Here is a 514-nt window from a genome sequence, read left to right as displayed (position 1 = left end):
AACTTTTAGCGCGCACCAACCAAGGGCAAATCCGCCGCGAACACATCGAGCGCGAACTGGCGCAGTTGGCGGAAGAGCAGACCGTGTTGCAACATACTTCAGACGGCCTTGCAGACGACATCGTTACCTTGCAAGAGGCCGCCGCTGAACTCGAACACCAGCAGCAAACCACCGCACACAGCCGCCAAGAGCAGCAAGGCCGTCTGAAACAGGCGCAGCTTGCCCTGTTGGAAGCCAACCGACAATACGGGCTGGCGGAAGTCGCCGTTCACAAGCTCAACCAGCAAAAACAAAACTACCAACAGCAAATTGCCCAGCTTGAACAGCAAACATTCGACTGGCAGGAACGCCAGCAAGAGCTTGCCCTCGCCTATGAAACCGAGTTCCAAAACGACGAGCAGCACATCAAGCTTGAAGAATTAAGCGAAGCCGTACAGACCTTGGACGAAGAATATATTGTTGTACAGGAGAAACTCGCGCAGATTCAGGAGCAGGGCAGGGAGCAATACGCTAA

General features: G+C 54.3%; 1 pseudogene. It reads left to right on the top strand.

The annotated features are described in order from the left end of the window. Nucleotides 1-514: pseudogene (locus ACTHUR_RS18385) on the top strand (chromosome segregation protein SMC); the annotation flags it as partial.

The organism is Neisseria sp. P0021.S007, assembly GCF_051956855.1.
The sequence above is the reverse complement of the archived record's forward strand: the minus strand, read 5'-3'. Positions and strand labels throughout refer to the sequence as shown.